At 40.8% G+C, this 17,449-nt stretch carries 15 protein-coding genes and 1 tRNA gene; 9 read left to right on the top strand and 7 right to left on the bottom strand.

Annotation, left to right across the window (positions count from 1 at the left end):
• Positions 1 to 65: 65 nt before the first annotated feature.
• The 4 genes from CRO16_RS07490 to CRO16_RS07475 all read left to right on the top strand — a co-directional run bounded on the left by CRO16_RS07490 (position 66) and on the right by CRO16_RS07475 (position 1,252).
• Positions 66 to 138: transfer RNA gene (locus CRO16_RS07490), tRNA-Phe, on the top strand.
• Between the two features lie 67 nt (positions 139 to 205).
• Positions 206 to 487, top strand: a complete 282-nt coding sequence (locus CRO16_RS07485; protein WP_097055663.1) for a GIY-YIG nuclease family protein — start codon at positions 206 to 208, stop codon at positions 485 to 487.
• 105 nt (positions 488 to 592) lie between these two features.
• Positions 593 to 865 carry a GIY-YIG nuclease family protein gene (locus tag CRO16_RS07480; protein WP_097055662.1) on the top strand — a complete coding sequence of 91 codons (273 nt, stop codon included), beginning with the start codon at positions 593 to 595 and terminating at the stop codon, positions 863 to 865.
• 105 nt (positions 866 to 970) lie between these two features.
• Entirely contained in the window at positions 971 to 1,252 is a 282-nt protein-coding gene (locus tag CRO16_RS07475) for a GIY-YIG nuclease family protein (protein ID WP_097055661.1), read from the top strand.
• A 195-nt stretch (positions 1,253 to 1,447) separates the two neighbouring features.
• Here CRO16_RS07475 and CRO16_RS07470 read toward each other — a convergent pair whose 3' ends face one another.
• The 3 genes from CRO16_RS07470 to CRO16_RS07460 all read right to left on the bottom strand — a co-directional run bounded on the left by CRO16_RS07470 (position 1,448) and on the right by CRO16_RS07460 (position 5,049).
• Positions 1,448 to 2,641 (bottom strand): DUF7282 domain-containing protein, encoded by a 1,194-nt coding sequence (locus CRO16_RS07470; RefSeq protein WP_143544466.1) that lies wholly within the window; start codon positions 2,639 to 2,641, stop codon positions 1,448 to 1,450.
• 236 nt (positions 2,642 to 2,877) lie between these two features.
• Positions 2,878 to 3,672 (bottom strand): hypothetical protein, encoded by a 795-nt coding sequence (locus tag CRO16_RS07465; protein ID WP_097055659.1) that lies wholly within the window; start codon positions 3,670 to 3,672, stop codon positions 2,878 to 2,880.
• A 279-nt stretch (positions 3,673 to 3,951) separates the two neighbouring features.
• Positions 3,952 to 5,049: an alanine racemase gene (locus CRO16_RS07460; protein ID WP_097055658.1), complete on the bottom strand. Its 1,098-nt coding sequence runs from the start codon at positions 5,047 to 5,049 to the stop codon at positions 3,952 to 3,954.
• Between the two features lie 196 nt (positions 5,050 to 5,245).
• Here CRO16_RS07460 and CRO16_RS07455 point away from each other — a divergent pair, with 196 nt between their 5' ends.
• Positions 5,246 to 7,738 (top strand): DUF5916 domain-containing protein, encoded by a 2,493-nt coding sequence (locus tag CRO16_RS07455; protein WP_143544464.1) that lies wholly within the window; start codon positions 5,246 to 5,248, stop codon positions 7,736 to 7,738.
• On the opposite strand, the gene CRO16_RS07450 is transcribed toward CRO16_RS07455, so the two are convergent.
• Both CRO16_RS07450 and CRO16_RS07445 read right to left on the bottom strand, forming a co-directional pair.
• Positions 7,735 to 8,256, bottom strand: a complete 522-nt coding sequence (locus CRO16_RS07450) for a hypothetical protein (protein WP_097055657.1) — start codon at positions 8,254 to 8,256, stop codon at positions 7,735 to 7,737. The genes CRO16_RS07455 and CRO16_RS07450 overlap by 4 nt on opposite strands.
• Before the next feature lie 43 nt (positions 8,257 to 8,299).
• Positions 8,300 to 9,451: a zinc-dependent alcohol dehydrogenase gene (locus tag CRO16_RS07445; RefSeq protein WP_097055656.1), complete on the bottom strand. Its 1,152-nt coding sequence runs from the start codon at positions 9,449 to 9,451 to the stop codon at positions 8,300 to 8,302.
• Between the two features lie 277 nt (positions 9,452 to 9,728).
• On the opposite strand from CRO16_RS07445, the gene CRO16_RS07440 reads away from it, so the two are divergent.
• From CRO16_RS07440 to CRO16_RS07425, 4 genes are all read left to right on the top strand, one after another.
• On the top strand, positions 9,729 to 10,064 hold the full coding sequence (locus tag CRO16_RS07440) for an arsenosugar biosynthesis-associated peroxidase-like protein (RefSeq protein WP_097055655.1): 336 nt from the start codon (positions 9,729 to 9,731) through the stop codon (positions 10,062 to 10,064).
• A 121-nt stretch (positions 10,065 to 10,185) separates the two neighbouring features.
• On the top strand, positions 10,186 to 11,241 hold the full coding sequence (gene arsS, locus CRO16_RS07435; protein ID WP_097055654.1) for an arsenosugar biosynthesis radical SAM (seleno)protein ArsS: 1,056 nt from the start codon (positions 10,186 to 10,188) through the stop codon (positions 11,239 to 11,241).
• A 6-nt stretch (positions 11,242 to 11,247) separates the two neighbouring features.
• A complete protein-coding gene (locus tag CRO16_RS07430; protein ID WP_097055653.1) occupies positions 11,248 to 11,883 on the top strand; it encodes a TIGR04282 family arsenosugar biosynthesis glycosyltransferase in 636 nt (211 codons plus the stop codon).
• Complete coding sequence (locus CRO16_RS07425; RefSeq protein WP_097055652.1) at positions 11,870 to 12,751, top strand: cyanophycinase; 882 nt, start codon at positions 11,870 to 11,872, stop codon at positions 12,749 to 12,751. The genes CRO16_RS07430 and CRO16_RS07425 overlap by 14 nt, the downstream gene beginning before the upstream one ends.
• 57 nt (positions 12,752 to 12,808) lie before the next feature.
• Here CRO16_RS07425 and CRO16_RS07420 read toward each other — a convergent pair whose 3' ends face one another.
• Together CRO16_RS07420 and CRO16_RS07415 are read right to left on the bottom strand one after the other, a co-directional pair.
• Positions 12,809 to 14,167: a RagB/SusD family nutrient uptake outer membrane protein gene (locus CRO16_RS07420; protein ID WP_097055651.1), complete on the bottom strand. Its 1,359-nt coding sequence runs from the start codon at positions 14,165 to 14,167 to the stop codon at positions 12,809 to 12,811.
• Between the two features lie 11 nt (positions 14,168 to 14,178).
• On the bottom strand, positions 14,179 to 17,190 hold the full coding sequence (locus CRO16_RS07415; protein WP_097055650.1) for a SusC/RagA family TonB-linked outer membrane protein: 3,012 nt from the start codon (positions 17,188 to 17,190) through the stop codon (positions 14,179 to 14,181).
• Between the last annotated feature and the right edge of the window lie 259 nt (positions 17,191 to 17,449).

The following is a 17,449-nucleotide window of genomic DNA, read 5'->3' as shown; positions in this document are numbered from 1 at the left end:
GGGAGATATTAAATTTGAATCTATATTTGCACCCGCTTACTACAAGGTAAGCCGCTTTAAGCACTGGTGCCTTAGCTCAGTTGGTAGAGCAAAGGACTGAAAATCCTTGTGTCCCTGGTTCGATTCCTGGAGGCACCACAAGCAAAGCAGAAGCCCCTTCTTGAAAAAGAGGGGGCTTTTTTTATTTTAATTATTTAGTGAAACAATGCATTTTCTGTACATAATCTATAGTGCAAAAGCTGATAAATATTATACCGGAGAATCAAATGACGTTCCGGCAAGAATCAAATTGCATAATAGTCATAGATTTTTAAAAGCCTTTACTAAAGCTGCTTCAGATTGGAAAATCAAACTCATCTTTAAGTGTGAGAATAAAACAGACGCAGTTTTCCTGGAACGCTATATTAAAAGAATGAAAAGCAGAAAATTCATTCAAAAAATTATTGAACGCCCTGATATTTTGGAGGAGATTCTTTCTACTAGATAGTGTCCCTGGTTCCCCCGACGCTTCGGGGCTGGAGGCACCACAAGCAAAGCAGAAGCCCCTTCTTGAAAAAGAGGGGGCTTTTTTATTCTAATTATTTGTGAAACAATGCATTTTCTCTATAGTGCAAAAGCTGATAAATATTATACCGGAGAATCAAATGACGTTCCGGCAAGAATCAAAATGCATAATAGTCATAGATTTTTGAAAGCCTTTACTAAAGCTGCTTCAGATTGGGAAATCAAGCTCATCTTTAAATGTGAGAATAAAACAGACGCAGTTTTTCTGGAACGCTATATTAAAAGAATGAAAAGCAGAAAATTCATTCACAAAATTATTGAACGTACTGAAATTTTGGAGGAGATTCTTTCTACTAGATAGTGTCCCTGGTTCCCCCGACGCTTCGGGGCTGGAGGCACCACAAGCAAAACAGAAGCCCCTTCTTGAAAAAGAGGGGGCTTTTTTATTCTAATTATTTGTGAAACAATGCATTTTCTGTACATAATCTATAGTGCAAAAGCTGATAAATATTATACCGGAGAATCAAATGACGTTCCGGCAAGAATCAAATTGCATAATAGTCATAGATTTTTAAAAGCCTTTACTAAAGCTGCTTCAGATTGGGAAATCAAGGTCATCTTTAAGTGTGAGAATAAAACAGACGCAGTTTTTCTGAAATGCTATATTAAAAGAATGAAAAGCAGTAAATTCATTCAAAAAATTATTGAACGTCCTGAAATTTTGGAGGAGATTCTTTCTACCAGATAGTATCCCTGGTCCCCCCGACGCTTCGGGGCTGGAGGCACCACAAGCAAAGCAGAAGCCCCTTCTTGAAAGAGAGGGGGTTTTTTCACCTAAAAAAGAAAAAAAGAGAAGTAAATAATCTTCTTTTTTAAAGTACATTTAAAAGGAAAAGCCACCCTAATGGGTGGCTTCATTTATTGTCTTAGAAAAACTTAATTACTACTCAAGTGTAATTGAAGTCATCACAATATCTCCTGATGCATCAGTAATTGGAAGATCTAATCCATTCTGTCCATCAAATTCATAGTATGCTTCTACTCCAGTATCATTGTGAAGCATTACCCAAACTTTATCTCCGGACGCTACTTCTGCAGATTCTTCAAAAGTAATTTCCACGTCATCATGTGCACCCGTTTCAAGGTAAACCGGTTCAGAAATTATTTCCGGAACCACTGGTCCGTCGCCAGCTTCATTAGAGGCATGGACAACAACCCATCCGCTTTGACTAAGCACTATATTACCTACACTTATCATATTGTCAGCAAGTGCCTGATCATTTACAGTAAGTGTTCCTGTAATCGCCTGAGTAGAAATAGATGTTATTTCGATAGAGGTCATTACTATATCTCCTGATTCGTCCATAATTGGCAGATCCAGACCATTTTCTCCATCAAATTCATATACTCCTTCTTCCCCGGTATCTGTGTGTAACATGATCCAGATAGTAGCCCCTGCATTTACAGTTGCTGTTTCTTTAAGAGGTACCATTACATTTTCATAAGTACCTGCTTCTAAATATACAGGTTGAGAAATAATTTCCGGTACCATTGGACCATCTCCAGCCTCATTGGAAGCATGAATAACTACATATCCGTCACGGTCTAGAGTGATGTTTCCAACACTTACCACGCCATTTAAAAGCACCTGGCTATCTGCACTCACTGTCCCGGTTGGAGCAGCCTCTACAGAAACTACAAATGATTTGGTCATTATATTATTACTAGCATCCTTTATTGGAGCATCAAGACCGTTTGTACCATTAAATTCATAGGTTCCCATAACTCCATCATCGGTGTGAAGCATTGCCCAAAGCACTTCTCCATCTTCGACTTCTTCTCCTTCTTTAAGTTCTACCATTACATCAGTTGCATCACCGGCTTCAACCATTTTTGGAACAGAAATAATTTCAGGAACCATTGGCCCACCATCTCCGTTATCGCGGTGAATTACTACCCAACCATCTTGGCTCATGGAAACATTACTTATTGTCAACATGTTGTTTTCAAGCATTTGATTTTCTACAACCAGGTTTCCGGTAGGAGCAATAACATCTATGCTATCGTCGTCGTCACTACAGGATGTAAATCCGATGCTTACAACCATTGCTAATAATAAAAGATAAATTTTATTCATTTTCATATTCTGATTTTTTTGTTCACTCCCGAAAGTAGAAACTTAACATCAAAATATCGTTAATGCTTTATTAAATGTAATTTTTACTCTCTTTTTTTGTGTTTTATTTAATATTATTCATTTTTCTGCCCCATCACCTCTTAAAAAAATCATCATATTTTAAAAAATATTTTTTCTGAAAAAGTAAAAAGCCAGCTAAACTTTAGCCGGCTCTATTAAACTATCAAAGGTTTTTTTTAATAAAAACTTTGTTCAGGATCTGGCACCACAACTAAAGTAAGAACTGTAGAGTCTGCACAATCACCTGTCCCAAGGGTATAAGTTGTTGTATACTCTCCAAGCTTGCTCTCTCTCGCAGGATCATTAAAATCATTAATAATATCCCAAATGGAGGGATTGTATGTACCAGATCTTCTATCGACACCCGGCGCTAACATGCCCGCATAAACTTTTCTCACTTCATCCCAACTAGGTAAAGCAATGGCTTCGCTCAAGGTGATAGTTCCGGAATTATCCGGACCTGCATTATATGGATGTTCTTTTATTTGATAGGAAAAATAAGACCAATTTCCCTGTTTCACAGATATATCGCCTGCCCAGGAAGACTCAAGACCATTAAATGTTGTATAACTGGCGATAACAATATTTTGATTTATTTCAATAAGTGGAAAGCTAAATTTATATTCCTTCACATAAGGATCAAAAACTAGCTGATGCTCCATTTTGTTTGGCTGAAGAGTCCCTTTCCCCACGGTAGGGAAATTAAGGAAACTATCAGCAATTTGCAGAGAGGTGGAAGAAATGGAATTTCCTTCAACAGCATTAATAGTGATATACAAGCTATCCCGATCATTCCGCACTTCCATTTGCCCAAAAGTGGAAAAGTCATAAGTTGTAACAATACAGCCGTTACTTTCAAAAGTGGCATTTAATTCCATAATAGAGGCATCTGAATTTAATAGATCCTCATCATTAACACTACAGCCTGTCGCTAAAAGCGGAATGACAAACCAAAATAAAAATTTCTTCATATCTTAAATTATTTAGTTAAGAATCAGAAATTTACCTAAGGATGAAGCTGAAAAAAAAGAATGATCTATTTTTTCGATGAGAAGAATTAAATGCTGGATGTACAACAATTTTGAGTTAATTTCAAAAAAGTAAATATGTAGGAAAATTACCTTTGTAGTACAGCTTATTCCAAACTCACTCCTTTCCAATTTTGAACAACCTTGTAAGAGCTGACACCTATGAACTATGCAAAGAGCTACCCTTACTAAACTTAATTGACAACAATCCAACTATCCGGGCTACCCGGGCATCATTTCCAGCCTCTCCCCCTCCAATGTCCAGATCTCACCCATCATTACTGCTGTGGCACAGGCGTGCACAGGCATAATCCCCAAGATATCTCCTACTTTTATACTTTGTATCACTTCCCCCGGCAGACTCAGCACCCCGTGTTCCTGGGAAAGTTTGATCACCTTTGCTCCGGGAATAGGTTCTGACCAACCGTTTTGATTTAACTGCACAACAAATCCATAATGAATATTCCCCTCAGAATCCCTTAAGGAGTCTTTTCCCTGATGTACCCAACCACTGTGGATAATTGCCTCACTTCTTTCAGGATGTACTGCGACTATGGGAACGGCAAGACAAATGGCTATTTCTTCCAGACGATTCGCCCCGAGACTGTGTTGCACCAGGTCGTAAAACACAAAATTTCCAGGATGAATATTGTCCACCCCATCAAAATTTTCTGAAAGGCTACAGGAGGGAGTATCTCCCATACCAATCTTTAAATCAGAAAATTCCTCTTTAAAATGCTGTTTTAGGATCCGAAGCTTTTCCACAACCTTTTCAGATATCTCCTCCACCTCACCTGGCGATTTAGCATTATAGGTATGCCCGGGATGAGAGTAGAATCCGTCAAAATTTAAATGAGGATTATTGCCAACTGATTCAAGAATCCTCTTAATCTGACCAAAATTTGTGGCTTCCACACCGGAGCGTCCATCTCCCACATCAATTTCTATGTAAAATCTTACCGGCGTCTTCAACTTTTGCTTAAGAATAACAGTCGTTTCTATACTGTTTACAAAAATTCTAAGATTCACCCGGGAAGCAAGGGTATTGAGTCCATCTATTTCAAGAATATTAAATGGAAATGCAATGGTAATATCATTCCACCCATGCTCGGCAAAATATTCTGCCATTTTCACAGAAGTCACTGTAACAGCAGTCACTCCCGCTTCCTTAAACCAGTCTCCAACCCTCGCAGACTGATGAGTTTTAAAATGCGGGATAAGTTGCAGGCCATGTCTTTCTGCTTTTCGGACCATTTTTCTGATGTTATCTTTACAAATACTTTGGCTCAGCAATAAGGTGGGGCGAATTATATCTAACATGGTTTTCTTTTAAGTTGAAAATACGAAGAATCATTTGATCATTATTTCAGAAGTTAAAAGATATATTTTTAGATTTTTGGCCTTTTGTGATCCCGAAAGCGCCACTTTTTCTAATTGAAAAAAAATTTTAAGATTTTTTGTGCTGCAGCTGCAACAAAGTGGTTTTCTTGCGGTCTTTAAAGAAAACCAACCGTCGATGAGATTACCTATTGCCTTTTTATTGCTTTTAAACTCGTGTTTTCTATTTGCTCAGGAGCAGGATACGATTCCGCGGAAAAAGATTACCATTTCCAGAGTAGAGGAAGCACCAAAAATCGACGGAATTCTGGATGATGCTGCATGGAAAAATGCCGCAATAGCTACAAATTTTGTGGAACGCATGCCGGTAAATGGACGACAAATCCCAGATAGTTTGAGTACAGAGGTAAAGATCATCTATGACGATCTGGGGATCTATTTTGGTGCCACTTTAAAGGATCCTGAGCCTTCAAAGATTATGACAGAACTTTCGGAGCGTGATAATATTGGGGCTTCAGACTTCTTTTTTATTCTACTCAACGGCTATAATGACCGCCAGCAGAGCATGCAGTTTATCGTTACTTCTGCCGGAGTGCAGTATGACGCAAAAATGACCAATGGCAATGAAGATTCTTCCTGGAATGCTGTCTGGTACAGCGAAGCCGGCATAACCGAAGAAGGTTGGATAGCAGAAATTTTTATTCCTTATTCAGAGTTGCGCTTTCCTGAGAAAAACCTTCAGGAGTGGGGCCTGCAGATGGAACGGGAATTTAGAAGGACCGGCACCCGTTATAGCTGGAGCCATGTGAACAACAAAAAAGGATCCTTTTCTCTCTATGATGGGGAGATCCATGGGATCAAAAATATTGAGACCCAGGTACGGCTTTCCTTCCAGCCTTATATTTCCTCTTACCTTACCAATTATGCGGGAGATACGGAAATGAATTTCAACGGTGGGCTTGATCTTAAATACGGGATCAACGATGCGTTTACCCTTGATATGATCCTGATCCCGGACTTTGGACAAACAAAATTTGATGAAGAAGTGCTCAATTTGTCGGCATTCGAAGTACAGTATGAAGAGAACCGGGCTTTTTTTACTGAAGGCACAGAGTTGTTCACGAAAGGTAATCTCTTCTATTCCCGAAGGGTAGGCGGGGCACCATCAGGGCGCGTAACACTTTCAGAAGATGAGATATTAGAGGAATATCCTTCTACAGTAGATCTTATCAATGCCGTAAAGATCTCGGGAAGAACTGCCGACGGTTTGGGAATAGGCTTTTTCAATGCGATTACTGAAAGAACATATGCAAAAATCCGGAATACTGAAACCGATGACCAACGGAACCAATTGGTAGAACCTCTTACCAATTATAACATAGTGGTGCTTGATCAACGTTTTGGGGATAACTCCTCCATTTCATTCATTAATACTAACACCACAAGAGAAGGCCATTTTAGAGATGCAAATGCAGCAGGAGTCTATATGGACCTTACCAATAAAGCCAATACCTTTAACTATTCAGCTGGTGCCGAAGGAAGTTGGGTAGTCCGGGAGGACACAGAATTTGGTGCAGAACTAACTGCGAGAATAACTAAAAATAATGGGAAAAACAGGTTTCAAACCGGGGTAGAACTAAGAACAAAAGATTATAACATCAATGACCTTGGCTATTCCAGTTCTACCAATTATGTCTCCTATTTTGCAGGCTACAATCGCCGGCTTTTACAGCCAAAAGGGATTTTAAACAACATGTTCCTCAATTTAAACCTGCAGCACATGAGAAGACTGGAAACGGATTTATTCAGCAGGTTTGTTCTTAATTTTAACTCCAGTTTTACTACTAAAGATTTCCTGAATTTTGGCGGAGGATTTGAAACCACTCCCTTTGGAACCCAGGATATCTATGAACCCCGCGTGGAGGGAAGACACTTTGACATTCCTTCTTATTATGATGTTTGGGTTTGGTTGAACACAGATTTCCGGAAGAAATTTGCTATAGAAGGCGTAATAGACTGGTACAAATACGACGAAAAAGGAAGGGGTGACCTTATTATTGATTTTGGCCCCAGATATCGTTTTTCAGATAAATTTACAGTAAACTGGTTCACCAACATAAGGCTTAATGACCAGGAAGAAGGTTTTGTCGACTTGCTCCAGGATGATATTTTATTTGGACAGAGAGATCGCAATACCCTTACAAATTCCCTTGGCTCAACCTATATTTTCAATAATAGAACGTCATTAAACCTGGCCTTTCGCCACTACTATTCCGAAGTTTTTTATACAGAATACTATACGCTGCAGCCAAATGGGGAATTGGATTTTTATGCTAACGGAAATGAAGATTACGATACTACCTATAACAGTTGGAATCTTGATCTAAGATTTTCCTGGTGGTTTGCACCAGGTAGCCAGCTTACACTTCTTTACCGAAACGCTATTACCGGTTTTCAGGATCAGTCTCATGTGAATTTTGGAGATAATTTTCAATACCTGTTCGAGCAGCAACAGCTTAACAGTCTTTCTTTACGCCTTAGTTACTATCTGGACTATAACAGAGTAAAAAGCTGGCTTGCCCCAAAACAAAAAGCACCTGCTAATGCAGATGCTTTGGGAGCTTCTTATAGGGAACGTAAAAATAATCCGCTTTTAAAATTGAGTTTTTAATCCCTTTTTTTCCTGGTGAACAATAGAATGGCTCCGGCTATTGCAGCTGCAGTAACTGCAGATTTAAGTACAAAATTCTTTCGGTTATATTTCCATTCAGATTTTAAACCATGTTCCGCAAAAAGATTGGGAATGTGGCCGTTGCCAAGATCTTCAAAAATGCCTTCAACCTCTCCAATTCTGTCTGCCATTACCAACGGCAACCATCTTCCATAGCTGGATTCACTGTATTTAAAGGCCAGCCTGCGCAATGCCCCACTTAGACCCGACGGAGGAACGGTATTTCCAAACACTGCGGGAATATTAGGTCGTTCTACAGATTTTAGAACCTCGACCGTTACAGGCTGTTGTTCGGGACGCTCCCAGGTGTAGCCTTCAATTTCCTCATCTGTTCTATGTTTCATAGGGTAGGTAGGATCATTCTTTGGATCTCTGTCTATGCCCCATCCCTTTATATGGCTGTGATCGCCGCCCCTTTCATTTCTGAAATCTTTGGGTTTAGTTTCATCTCCGATCATATTTTTCTTTTTAAGTTTTAAAATTTTTATTCTGGCTCTTTCCTTAGGCTGAAGGCGGAATGAGTACTGTTTTAATACAGTTATCCAATTTTTTGCTGAATATGTGATAACCTTCTCCAACCTCTTCCAGCGGAATGCGATGCGTGATCATGGCCTTAGGATCGATAATACCATTTTTGACGTGCTCTATCATCTTTGGCAGCAATCTCTTTACTGAAGCCTGACTTGCCCGAATGGTAATTCCTTTATTCACCACATTTCCTATTGGCACCAGGGCATCAATAGGTCCGTAAACGCCAACTATAGAAACGATCCCTCCTTTCTTGACTGAATTAATTGCCCAATGGAGAGCGGTTGTGGAACCTCCCTGCATGAGTAATTTCCTTCCCAGCATGGTATTCATGGTATCTCCGGCTGCTTCACAACCTACTGCGTCTATACACACATCGGCACCAAGGGAATCGGTGATCTTTTTAATAAAAACAACAGGATCTTCAAGATGTTTAAAGTTATAGACCTCACATTGGGCAAATTCCTTGACAAATTCCAGCCTGTAGTCCAGCTGATCAATTACAATGACTCTTCCCGCTCCAAACAGCCAGGCAGATTTTGCAGCCATGATCCCAATTGGACCGGCTCCAAAAACTACTACGGTATCTCCTTCCTGGATACCACCCATTTCGGCAGCCTGGTAACCTGTTGGCACCACATCTGTGAGCAGTACAGCATCGTCCGGGTCCATCCAATCGGGGATTACAGTTGGTCCAACATCGGCATAAGGCACACGTACATATTCGGCCTGTCCTCCATTATAGCCCCCGGCAGTATGGGAATAACCAAATATTCCGCCGGCCGCCGTGGATTGTGGATTTGCCTCATGACATTGGCCATAGAGTTCCTGCTTACAAAAAGCACATTTTCCGCAGGCAATATTAAAAGGAACCATCACCCGGTCTCCCACCTTGACTTTTTCTACAGAAGACCCAACTTCCACAATTTCTCCAATAAATTCATGTCCAAATGTTGATCCAACGCGGGTATCGGGCACAAGGCCGTGATATAAATGTAGATCAGACCCGCAAATACAGGATCTTATCACTTTTACAATAGCATCTTCGGGATGTTCGATTTCTGGAAAGGGCCGGTCTCTGTCAGCGCGTACCCGGAATGGGCCGCGGAAATTCATTGCTAGCATATCTTTTAAATTTTTCTTTTACAAAGCATTTTCAGGAACAAAAGGAAAGGCATCCTGTTGATTACCTGATGTTTAAATTTAAAGAAAGCAGGTTCCGGATAAAAGTATTTAACTATACTTTATGCGCAGCATGTCAACTTTAGGATGCTGCTAACAAAACAGCAGGAAAATTCAGGCATGGAAGAGGAGCTTTAAAATACCCTTTTTAAAGCTTTTACTTCAGAAGCCTTTTTCTTCCTTTTGCACTTCTTATCTTAGAGGCTCAAATTTTTGACCTATGTCCAAAACATATTATGACCCCGCCGACCTTAAGAAATTCGGAAGCATTTCTGAATGGGATGAAGAACTGGGAAGCAAGTTCTTTGAGTACTACAATAGTGTCTTTGAAGAAGGCGCCTTAACAGCCCGGGAAAAATCTTTAATCGCCCTTGCAGTTTCCCATGTTGTGCAATGCCCCTACTGTATTGATGCCTATACCAAGGATGGCCTTGAGCGGGGAATAGAAAAGGAAGAAATGATGGAGGCCGTACATGTGGGAGCTGCAATAAAAGGTGGTGCAACCCTGGTCCACGGTGTCCAGATGATGAACAAGTACAACAAGCTATCGATGTGAGCAGATCCCAGGAAGCACGAAGTGCTGACGTAGGAGTCGCTCATCCCGCTGCTAAGCGGGATCTATAGGTAAAGCCGTTGCATGCAACGGCTCAGAAGGTCGATAATAAAGACAATAACACATGCCAACAAAATCCCTACAAGCCCGTAAAAACCTCCTCTCCGATCCCCAGGAACAGCTAAAATATCTTAGCAACGGGATCTTTGGCAATGGGAAGTTGCCGCTTTTTAAAGAAAAGATTGCAACAGGAGGTTCTTACCCTTTGAAGCCGAAAAAGCTGGAAATCCTTCAGCTTAACCTGGGGTATATGTGCAATCAGGTTTGTTCACATTGCCATGTGGATGCAGGGCCAGACCGAAAAGAGATCATGACCCGGGAAACCATGCAGCTCTGCCTGGAGGTCATCAGGAAATCCGGCGCTCATACTTTAGATCTTACAGGAGGTGCGCCCGAGATGAATCCGAACTTCCGGTGGTTCGTGGAAGAAGCTTCAAAAGCCGGAATTCAGGATTTTATAGTACGGTCCAATCTGACGATCATAGTAGCAAACAAAAAATATTACGACCTTCCTGAGTTCTTTAAAAAGCACCATGTACATGTTGTTTCTTCCCTACCCTTTTACAAGAAGGAAAAGACAGACAGGCAGCGCGGCAGCGGAGTCTTTGATAAATCCATACAGGCTTTAAAATTGCTAAATGCTGCAGGATATGGCCGGGAAGGCAGCGGCCTCAAACTCGACCTGGTCTATAATCCCGCCGGAGCTTTCTTACCCGCCAATCAACAGGCGCTGGAGCGCGATTTTAAAAAAGCTTTAAAAGCAGATTTTGACATTGACTTTGATGAACTTTTTTGCATTACTAATTTGCCAATAAGCCGTTTTCTGGAATATCTGATAGCTTCTGAAAACTATGAAGACTACATGACGGCTTTAGTGGATGCCTTTAATCCGGCGGCTGTGCAGAGTGTCATGTGCACGAATACACTTTCGGTGAGCTGGGATGGTTGGTTATACGATTGTGATTTTAACCAGATGCTGGGTTTAAAAGTAGCCTCAAAAGTGCAGCATTTAAGGGATTTTGAACCGGAATTACTTAAGGACAGAAATGTCTGCATTTCCCAACATTGCTACGGCTGTACTGCCGGGGCCGGAAGTAGTTGCCAGGGCAGCGTAACCTAATTAAAGATGAAAAAGGACTTTTTCAAAAGGAATTTACTGCTCATTTTTGCCCGGAATCCCGTACCCGGAAAAGTAAAAAAACGACTTGCAGCCTCAATAGGTGAGGAAGCAGCATTAAAAATTTATAATCATCTGCTTCAGCATACAATGAAGATCACCAGGAATCTTCAGGTGGATAAATGGATCTTTTATTCCGAAGAAATTCCGGAAAAAGATATCTGGGATATAAATATTTTCAGCAAAAAACTTCAGCAGGGAAAAGATCTGGGGGAGCGGATGGAAAATGCCTTCCGCAGCGGATTTGAAGCAGGTTTCAGCAATATCATAATCATCGGCAGTGATCTTTACGATCTTGGAGAAGAGGACCTGAAAAAGGCATTTTTGACACTGCAGCATTCCGAAGCTGTTATTGGTCCCGCAACAGATGGCGGATATTATTTATTAGGACTTAAATCCATACCTTCACAAGTCTTTAAAAATAAGACCTGGGGTAGCAACACCGTTTTACAGGCAACACTACAGGACCTTAAAAATCATCAACTAATTCACCTGGAGCCGCGGAATGATATTGACAGGTTTGAAGACCTGGAAAAATATCCCGGACTCCTAGGTTTAATATCCACAAAAAATGAAGAACAATAACTTTAATCGCAAAAGAGGAGGCTTCTCAATTACTAAAAATTTACTGGTTCTCATATTTCTTTGCCTCTTCTCCTTCCCTGCGACAGCACAGGAATTTAAAAATACCGGTTCCCTTTTTATAATTGGCGGAGGTACCCGCCCTGCCTCAATGGTGGAGCGAATTATAAAGGAATCCCAAATCCATGAGGGAGGTTATGCTATCATTCTCCCTATGGCTAGTGCCGAACCCGATTCTTCATTCTATTACGCCAATAAGCAATTTGCGGAGCTGGGATTAAAAAATATTTTTAAGCAGGTTTATGATAGCACAGTAATTACAAACAGCCAGAAACTAGACTCTCTAAGGAATGCCCGGCTGATCTATATTCCCGGTGGAGACCAGGATAGGTTTATGAAGGCTATAGCCGGCACTCCTGCTGCAGACGCACTTAAGGAAAATTATAAGAACGGCGGAATGATTGCGGGTACCAGTGCCGGGGCAGCGGTGATGAGCCGGGAAATGATCACAGGAACAGAACTTAAACATCCTGAATATCATTCTACCTTCAGAAATCTGGAGGAGCAGAACCTGGAATTAAAGCAAGGTCTGGGAATGCTGAATAATGTAATTATTGATCAGCATTTTGTAAAAAGAAGCCGGTACAACAGGCTGTTAACTGCCATCATAGAAAATCCGGAAATTAAGGGTATTGGAATTGATGAGTCTACAGCTATTCTTGTGAAGAATGGAAAAGCTGAAGTAGTTGGTGAATCTCAGGTCATTGTTTTTTCTAATCCTAAGGCCTCAAAAAGCACTTCTAAAGGCAAGCTCGCAGCCAGGGGCGTGGTGTTGGATATTTACCTGGACGGCGATAAATTCGATCTATAAAATTGAGCATAAAAAAAGGAGCTGTATTTCTACAGCTCCTTAATTAAATCAGATTTTTTAGTACCCGGGATTTTGTACTAACTCCTCGTTGGCATCCATTTCTCTTAAAGGAATGGGAAGAACAAGGTTATTGGCATTATAAGGAATATCTCCTATATCACGCTTCAACCTTTTGGCATCAAAAAGGGCAAAACCTTCGAAGGCTAATTCACGTCTTCTTTCCATTAAGATCTCCTCCAAATCTACAGAATCAAGCAAGCTTGCATTAGCACGTGCTCTCAGGGTATTAATGTCTTCAAGTGGCGTAGCTCCAACTTCTGTTCCCAAGCGCTCATTGGCTTCGGCACGAATCAGGTACATTTCTGCAAGACGAATAAAAGGAATGTTTGCATATTGGCTTTGCCACTTTAAAGTTGCAATTCCCCTATCTGTTTCATAAAAGAACATCGCCCTATCGTCATTTGGATCGTCATAAATATCAAAATGCTCTTCCGTAATAGAAAGATCGGGATCACCCGAGCGGCCTCCATAATCATAACCTCCCCAAAATTCATTAAAAGCATTCCAGCTGGCATCCTGACTTGTCACTTGAAAGGCTAAAATGTCTTCATTAGAATTTTCATCATTATTGAATGCTTCACTAAAATCGGAAACCAACTCAAAGCCGCTGTTCTCAATAACATCATCTGCAGCATCTCTTGCCTGCTCATAGTCCCCTCTCTGAAGATAAACCCTCGCAAGAAGACCTTGTGCGCTATATTTGCTGGCATAATATCCATTGTCTTCAGGTAATAAAGCATAGGCATCTGTAAGATCATTGAGCACCTGGGAATATCCTTCTTCAATAGTATTTCTGGCAGGATAAACAATGGCAGAGGCATCAAGGACAGGTTCCAAAACAATGGGAACTCCTAACTCCCCACCATTTGCTCCCATTTCATAAGGCATTGAGAACAACCTTACCAGGTCAAAATAAGCAAGCCCGCGAAGGAACTTAGCTTCTCCTTCTACCTGAGCCCGTGCATCCTCATCTTCAAAAACATCCAGATTTGCAAGCACGATGTTGGCCTGATTAATTATTTCATAACCATTCATCCAGATATCTCTAACGTAACTGTTATCGGCAAGAATGGCCTTTTCATCAAATTCGGCCGGTTGTACATAGGTTCCGTTCCAGGAAAGATGGTCATCATCGGCAAGTAATTCTGATGCCAAGGCAATATGCCCGCCATAGCTATCATTTTCCCTTGCTTCGGTATACATCCCCACAAGAATATTCTGAATGTTGGCCGGAGTTGCGGTTGCAACTTCCGGAGAGAGATCTTGTTCGGGCTCGACATCCAGATTGTCATCGCATGCGGTAAACCCCAGTACGAATAATGACAATAAAATTGTATAGACTTTAGATTTTTTCATAGTGATAATTTTTAAATATCGATGTTTAATCCAATTGTGTAAGTTTTTGCGGGAGGTGCAGAATAAAAAGTTTCTCCCACATTTATATTGAAGTTCCCATTGTTATCATAGGTAGATTCAGGATCATAACCGCTGTAATCTGTAAATGTAAGCAGATTCACTCCTGTAAAATAAACTCTCAAACGATCAACAGAGAATCGTTGAGTCCATTCAAATGGGAAAGTATATCCAAAGGCAAGATTACGTAATCTTATGAAATCAGACTCTTCAAGATATCTGGAGGAATCCTGCTGTCCATTGGTACTGTACATCCTGGCTTGTGGTACATCTGTAATGTCCCCGGGCTGCTGCCACCTGTCAAGCTGATCAACAGTCTGGTTATCCTCATAACGTGCGTTACCGGACTGGAATTTACCTCCTGAATTATACAAAGATGATCCCCATTCTCCCTGGAAGGTAAACGAAAGGTCAAAATTATGGAAGTACATGGTGTTGGTTAACCCCATCATAAGATCCGGATAAGGGCTACCAAGAACTACCCTTGAAGCTTCATTATAACTTGCCGTTGTTGTCCTGTCGCGTGATCCATCTGCTAACAAAGTATTTTTATAGAACAAGGCATCCCCGTTTGCAGGATCAACACCTGCGTATTCCACCAGGTAAAAAGAAGAAATCGTTTCACCTTCTCTCACAATATTTACTCCTGAAACTATATCTCCTCCCGGAAGATCTGTCACTTCATTATCAAGTGTCGATAAATTAAAGGATGTATCCCATTTGAAATCTTCGGAAGTAAAGTTCTTGGTGTTTAAAACAAATTCAAACCCTCTGTTCGCCATAGAACCTACGTTTCTTGTAATACTCGGGAATCCTGAAGTTCCTGGAACGGGTTGATTGAGTAAAAGATCATTGGTTTTTTTCACATAATAATCTACTTCCCCAGAAAGTCTGTTATTAAAAAATCCGAAGTCAAGCCCTATATCTACCTGGTCTGTTCTTTCCCATTTAAGGTCAGGATTTCCAAGCTGACTTGGGTACAGGGTAGCAATTTTATTATATGCACCTCCGGTAAACAAGCCCAGGCTGGCAAAATTTCCAATTCCCGCGTTTCCGGTTACACCCCAGCTTCCTCTAAGTTTAAGAAGAGAAATAGTTTCGGAATTATCGAAGAAATCCTCTTCTGAAATGATCCATCCGGCAGATGCTGCAGGGAACCAACCATACCTGTTCTCGGCACCAAAACGTGAAGACCCGTCATAGCGTAAACTGGCTTTTAATAGGTACTTGTCGAACAAAGAAAAAGTGGCCCTACTGAAGTAAGAAAGGAAATTGTATTTTGTTCTTGTAGAGAAACCGTCGATAATTTCAGATGCACTGTCAACTGTTTGAAGATCGTCTGATGCGAATCCGGTACCGGCTACGAATTGTCTTTTGCGGGCGCTTTCTTCAAAGCTCATCCCCAGAACTACTTCAAGGTCATAATCCTCAACAAAGGTGGTGTTATACGTGAAATAGTTGCTTAAGCTATATCGATCCGACTGTACCGCGTTTGCATCAGCATATCCATTAGTTGAAGCAGATTCTGTAAGGCTACCTGCGAAATATTCTTCTGTCTGGTTATTATTATCATAACCAAATTCAGAACGGAAGCTCAATTCTTCCATAAGATAATATTCAGCATAGGTGTTGAATAACACTCTGAAAATATCTGAATCCCAGTCTCCATTATACTCCTGCATCAAAAAGTTGTAGTAAATGGTACTTTCATTATTAGGAATTCCATTCTCAAGAAAAGCAGGAGAAAGAGGAGATTGTGCTATAGCCTGTAGAGGCGTGGAAAATGAGTTATCTGTCCCAATTCTGGAAATATGGGTTTTACTAATACCTACATTTACGCCCACGTTAAGGCGGTCGCTTGCCTTGTGATCTACGTTGGTTCTTACCGAGTAGCGCTCAAGGTCGTTTCCTCTTACAATGGCTTCAGTTCTGTTGTATCCGCCGGAAAGGAAAAAGGTCGTTTTTTCACTACCTCCTGAAATAGAAATGGTGTGATCCTGAACAGAACCATCAACAAGAGCAAGTGATTGCCAATCTGTATCCACTTCTCCGTTTCTCCAGTCAAGTCCGTTGGCCATCCAGTCAAAATAACCTCCTTCTTCAGTAAGCCAGGTATCTTCAGCTCCGTAGCTATTTGCAGAAGCTTCTGTAAATAATTCCACGTACTGCTCTGCATTTAACCAATCTAAGGTGTTGGTAGGTTCACTCCAGCCCATGGAGGTGTTCATAGATATCTTTGTTTTTCCCGATTTACCAGATTTTGTGGTAATCAATACCACCCCGTTTGTACCTCTTGCTCCATAAATCGCTGCAGATGATGCATCCTTTAGGATCTCAATAGAAGCGATATCGTTTGGGTTCAAAGAGATAAGCGGGTTAATAGGAGCCTGGGAAACAGATTCATCATCATTGATCAAAGGCATTCCATCTATTACATAGAGAGGTTCCTGTGAAGATGAAATACTCGAGATCCCTCTAATCCTCATTTTTACGCCTCCTTCAACCTTTCCGTTGATCTGCGTGATCTGTACCCCTGCCGCTTTTCCGGTAAGAGCTCCCTGTAAGCTTGGGATGGGAATATTATTGATCTCATCTTCAGATATGGAGGCAATATTATCGGTAACCTTTCTTTTAGACTGAGTACCGTAACCTACTACAACCACTTCTTCAAGGCTGTTATCGGCAGTCATTTGAACATTGATAACCTCCTCTGCGCCCACCGTTCTTTTTTCAGTTCCAAACCCTACAAAGGAATAAACCAGAATATCTCCCGGGTTTGCATTGATACTGTAGTTTCCGTCAAAATCTGTTTGGGTTCCGCGTGTGGTGCCCTCAATAATGATGTTCACCCCAATGAGTGGCAAGCCATTTTCTCCTACCACAGCTCCGGAAATTTCTTTTTCCTGAGCAAGGACAATTGTTGAGATTAAAAATAATCCCAAAAACAGGTAATTTTTAATATTCATAAGTTAGTTTGTTTGAATTAGCCAATGCGTAAAATAGGGATAAAAAGTTAATTTTCTTTAAAAAAAGGAATTTTTTGCTGCTAAAGAAGATTGATTCTCTGTGAAGCACATTTTCAGCACTTAAGCCTTTCAAACCAGAAGCAATTAGCAATTCAAATCCAATAGGTTGCGTTTTTGATTACAATTAAAAATGCAGTTAAAGGTTATTTCGGCTTTCCCCCTCAATAATCGTAAGTTTGTAACCGGCCGCCCTTGTTAA

This window comes from Salinimicrobium sediminis (assembly GCF_900215295.1).
GTDB classification, from domain to species: domain Bacteria; phylum Bacteroidota; class Bacteroidia; order Flavobacteriales; family Flavobacteriaceae; genus Salinimicrobium; species Salinimicrobium sediminis.
Note: the sequence above shows the minus strand (reverse complement) of the source record. Positions and strands in the feature narration are given on the sequence as shown.